Below are 4,683 nucleotides of genomic sequence, written 5' to 3' on the forward strand. Positions count from 1 at the left end.
AACAGGAACACCGTTCACCAGATCAACCTGCAGGGAACGCCAACCTTTGCATGGCGCGACGCGGGAGATGTCGAACACAAGGTGGATGGCATTCCGGGCGATCTGCTCGATGTCGCGGCGCGTGCGGCACCATGAGCCGGCTGCGCACGATCCTGAAGCTGATTGCCCTGCCCAGCCCGATGCGCAATCTCAGGCGCAGCGCCAATGTCGAGGGGATCGCGTCGGGCTGGGCCCTGCTTCAGGATGTCTGGAGTGCTGCCAAAAGAGGCGCGCAGGAAAACGGTGATCAGCAGGCCGACGCAACGGGCTTCAACGTCGTGCGCCTCAGGACACGGACACTCGATCCCGCGCAGCGAAGAGCGATCGCAAGTTCATGGCGCAATTGCTGGCTCTTTCTCGGGCTCGGCATTGTTTACATCACGGCCCTGCTCGCCCCGGCCCTGGTTCAGGGGCATCTGCCTTCCGCCGCACTTGTGATGGATAGTCTGCTGGTCGGCCTGCTTTTCGCGACAGGCTATCTACGTCAGGCATTGGGTAACTGGCGTCTCAGATGCGGCGCGCCCGGCTCGTTCTGGCAGTTTCTGAAAGCCGGTCGAGCGGCATGGCCAAAACGGCATCGGTGATAGCCGAACAGGCACCGTAACGGTTACTGCTCTGATGCTTTAATTTGACCATCGCGGGAGAAAATACATAAATTACGCATATTGGAGGAGAGAGCCATGCAGCGCTTCAGTTCATTTGATCTTCAGCGCAATGTAGCCCGTGTGCAGGAGGCTGCTTTACGCGAGCCAGTAACGGTGAGCTATCATGGTCGCGACAGGCTGGTCATCATGCCTGTCGATGAGTTCGAACGCCTCAGGCGGCGTGACAGACTTGTCGTGGCCATTGAGGATATTCCGTGCGAATTTGCTGACGCACTTGGCGAGCCCTATGCCAACCCGGCGCAGGCAGCGCTCGACCATTTGCTGGACGATTAGTGCGTGGTGCTTCCCGCAGCGCGTCCCGGATTGGTCTTTCGATACGAATATGTATGGAAACGGCAGCATAGTGCAGGGCAGCGGATCGGCGAAAAGGAGCGACCGGCCAGTATCGTCGCCGCAATCATCGGCGCCTCCGGGGAGCAGAGAGCGATGATCCTGCCGATCACGACCCACCGGCCGGGTGATGAGACCGCCGCCATTGAAATCCCGCCAAAAGTAAAGCAACATCTGGGTCTCGATCCCGCGAGGGCATCGTGGATCATTCTCGATGAAGCCAATCTGGATGTCTGGCCTTCGCCGGATATGAGGCCGATCCCCGGTCGCCCAGGGCTCTATGAGTACGGTTTGCTGCCACAGCGCCTGACGAACACGATCCGACAGGCAATCTCATCCGCAATCAACGAGAGACGGTTGGCTATGATCGATCGCGCTGGTATCGAAAACAAGTAACCAATAAGGCGTCCCACCCTCAGAAAGTCCCTGCCTTCTTCCCTTGTTGATTGATCGACCACGGCGCGTTTTCGTAGTCCGGCCGCCCGGCCTCGATCACGGGATCGCGCGGTCGTCCGAGCTGCATGCGGGGAGCGACAGTCGGTTTCCAGATAACAGGCGCGCTTGCATAGGGGGCGTAAGGATCGAAGAACGCATGAACGACGGGAGGCGGCGCTGGTCCCCGTCGGGGCGCCGCTCGGATGTTGCCGGAAGCGCACCCCGCGAGAAGGGACGCCGCCATGACAAGACCCGAGAGCCGAAAGACCTGACTCAGGCTTTGCCGGTGAGCTGCTGCTTGAGGGCTGCGTTCTCTTCCTCGAGACGTGCTACCTTCGGGCGAAAGTAGGCCCGCAGCTCTTCCACGAGCTCCTTGCTGTTGGCAAGGTTCTCGGTTTGCACGTCCTCGCGCATCTTGTGGAGCCTTGCGCGATCCTCGGCTGTCTTCAGTTGCGCCTTGGTTGCCGCGAGCTGGCCCTGCAGGGCGGCGATATAGGCCTGTGCCCCGGCAAGCTCTTTCTGCTGCTCGCGGTAGAGCTCCACTGGAACCGTGTTCTGGCCGGTTTTGGCAAACTGGCGCGTCGCATTCCGGATGTCCAGGAGCGCCTGATATTCGAATGTATCCATATGCTCCTCCTGATGCCGTCCGTGGGTTCTGGTAACAACGATACGTTATAGCCGGTTGCCGATCCATCATTATTTTTTCTCACTCATGGCGGTCTGGGCCAGCTTGCGCGTTTCCTCCAGCGCCTTGCCCTGGCTGTGCTTGCCAGCCGTGTCACTCACCCAGCTATCGCTGTCCACGCGACCGATCGAGGCGAACCCGGCCATGGCGGTTGCATGATGGGGAATGGTCGAGATGAGGCGAAAGCAGAGATTGGCGAGCGCCATTTCGCCCGAGACGAAAACCGCAATGATGACGATATCACCCAGGAGATTATCGAGCAGATAGCCGTCGGCGAGGACAAAGCCCGCACAGATCGCCATGCCCTTCATCAGGAACCAGCTGCCAAGGGAAAACAGGGTGTAGCTCATCATTAGTCCTGCCAGCATCAGGATAGGCCGCAGCAGGATATGAAAGGCCATCTCATAGACCCGTATCCCCTTGCCGTGCAGTCCCTCGCCGCCAAGAACAAGATGCGCGATCGCCCCGATCGGCAGGGCAATGACGGCTTCGATCAGGATGATGAACCACCCCATGACACCGGCAAAGAAATACATGAAGGGCATCATCGGCAGAAGATAGGCGAGGATCAGCCCCGGGATCAGGAGCGCCAGCAGCGCGCTCATGATAGCGGGCGCCAGATGGGACAAAAGGCTACCGCCTAAAAAACGGAGGCCAGACAGGACAGCACCAACTTCATTTCCGGTCACAGCGTCTTTGCCGGCGTTGAGAAGGCTTGCGCCGGGGTCGCTCTCAGCAAGCGCGAGAACGCCCATAGTAGCGAACGAAGAATGGATCAAGAAATGTCCCAGGTGAATAATAGAGGCAAAAGGATCGACCCATCCAGAGCCTGCGGCCGGAGCCACGACCAGCGACATCATGGTTGTCGTGAGGCTCTCATTGAGATGCAGACGGCGTAATGCCCAATCAAACGGCGACGACAATGACGGCGGATCCTCGGTTCCGAACCCGGCTTCGAGTTCGGGCGCCTGTCCAGGTATCGCGGACGTATCGAGCAACGTTAGTGAAGCATTCTGGTCGGCCTGATAGGTATCGAGCGCCTGGATGTAAGGCTTGAGATCCTGAGCCAGATATCCGCCCAACATATAATAGTTGGGCGCCGTCACGGTGGGGGTAATCGAGGACGCAGCGAGGACCTGACCGTTCAGGCGTGCGATTTCGAGATAATAGGCCGCAGCCCCTGTCCAACCGAGACGATGCATTTCGGCAATCCCGGGATCTTCTCTGCCGCCATTAGTCGCGTTGCGCATCGTTGCGATCGCACTCACAGCGGCACCGACAAGAGCATTGTTGTATTTATTTGCCTCCTCGAGCAAGACCGGATTCAGCTGGGTCAAAGGGGTGGCGCTATGGTTCGTGTACATGGCTCTTGCGATCGGCGCGACCTTCTCGCGGATATCAGCAACAAGGGTTTTGAATGCCGCAAACTGGGCATCGGAAATATCCGGGAAGTTCAGGCCAACACGCTGGTCGTGCGAAGGAGGATGGTAGACTTCCACTGATCCACACACATCGGGAAGGCCATAATCGAGTTTGATGCTGTAGGTGCCGGTGCTGTAAACCGGCTCCGGAATGGACTGACTGTTATTGGTAAAGGCGTTGATCAGCCCTCGGCACATCTCATTGGCAATAACACCTTGAACCACCGTGCGCGTGTTGGGAACCATCGGGTCGGCGATCGGGAGGGCGCGCGGGCCGATCGCATCGATAATGGCGTTGTTGAGCATCCGGGCCGCGTTTATCGAACCAATCCCGATACCATCGACGAATACGGCCTGACCGGGGCTTAGGCCGTTCAGGCCGGGCGCCGGTATCAGCATGGCGCTGGCCAGCACATAGCGCGGCACGACCAGGCCATTGAACTTATTCGCCAGTATCTCGCCCGTCTCGCTGACTTCATGACCCTTGAGCATCAGGGCATAGAGCGCATAGATGCTGCCCAGGCCGGCCACGAGGACATTGATGATCTGATACATCGTGCCCGTGACCGTGCTGGCGCCTGCCCCGATCGGGAAAAGGGTATGAAGGGCCCAGATCGTCCAGTCGTCACTGGTGTCGTAGCTCCAGCTGGGTGTTGCCGTCGTGGCGGTGGTGCTGTCCTGCGCCAGGGCAGGAGCAACGCCCAGAACGAGCAGCATCAGGACAATGATTGGGCCGATCATGGCGCTTTTCCCCTTTCGCATCAGACGTCGCGCGACATGCCGCTCTCCTGGCTTTGCGCCTGCTGCCGGTTGAAGACGCGCTGGATGGCCTCCTTGACCTTTTCGAACAGCTTGCGGATCTGCTCGGGGATTTCCTCGAACAGGCTCTTGCCTTCCTGCTGGCCGGGCTGGGACTGCATGCGGCCTGCGAGCTTCTTGTCCTTTTCGTTGATATGCATGAGCGCATCGTCATCGAGCGTCTTGCCCTGGGAGATCGCGACCTGCTGGACAGCCTTGCGCTGGACCTCCCAGTTCTTCACGGCTGCCTGGACCTTGCCGTACTGAGCGGCCAGTTCCGGATCGGCGGCGATCGCCTCATCGAGCTTGG

General features: G+C 59.3%; 6 protein-coding genes. 3 read left to right on the forward strand and 3 right to left on the reverse strand.

The genetic code is table 11. From position 1 onward, the window contains the following. The first annotated feature begins 131 nt into the window (after positions 1-131). The 3 genes from P792_RS24870 to P792_RS24875 all read left to right on the forward strand — a co-directional run bounded on the left by P792_RS24870 (position 132) and on the right by P792_RS24875 (position 1,430). Positions 132-623, forward strand: a complete 492-nt coding sequence (locus P792_RS24870) for a hypothetical protein (RefSeq protein WP_023978002.1) — start codon at positions 132-134, stop codon at positions 621-623. Positions 624-719: 96 nt separating this feature from the next. Next, a complete protein-coding gene (locus tag P792_RS0118210; protein ID WP_023978003.1) occupies positions 720-977 on the forward strand; it encodes a type II toxin-antitoxin system prevent-host-death family antitoxin in 258 nt (85 codons plus the stop codon). Between the two features lie 153 nt (positions 978-1,130). Continuing rightward, on the forward strand, positions 1,131-1,430 hold the full coding sequence (locus P792_RS24875) for a hypothetical protein (RefSeq protein WP_152530156.1): 300 nt from the start codon (positions 1,131-1,133) through the stop codon (positions 1,428-1,430). A gap of 312 nt (positions 1,431-1,742) precedes the next feature. Here the strand turns inward: P792_RS24875 and P792_RS24880 are convergent, their stop codons facing one another. From P792_RS24880 to P792_RS37425, 3 genes are all read right to left on the reverse strand, one after another. Next, on the reverse strand, positions 1,743-2,096 hold the full coding sequence (locus P792_RS24880) for a hypothetical protein (protein ID WP_023978005.1): 354 nt from the start codon (positions 2,094-2,096) through the stop codon (positions 1,743-1,745). Between the two features lie 69 nt (positions 2,097-2,165). Then, positions 2,166-4,316 carry a DotA/TraY family protein gene (locus P792_RS24885; RefSeq protein ID WP_161630819.1) on the reverse strand — a complete coding sequence of 717 codons (2,151 nt, stop codon included), beginning with the start codon at positions 4,314-4,316 and terminating at the stop codon, positions 2,166-2,168. A 20-nt stretch (positions 4,317-4,336) separates the two neighbouring features. Beyond that, a partial coding sequence (locus P792_RS37425; RefSeq protein ID WP_031240238.1) for a hypothetical protein occupies positions 4,337-4,683 on the reverse strand: 347 nt, incomplete at its 5' end.

It is taken from the genome of Asaia sp. SF2.1, assembly GCF_000505765.1.
GTDB classification, from domain to species: domain Bacteria; phylum Pseudomonadota; class Alphaproteobacteria; order Acetobacterales; family Acetobacteraceae; genus Asaia; species Asaia bogorensis.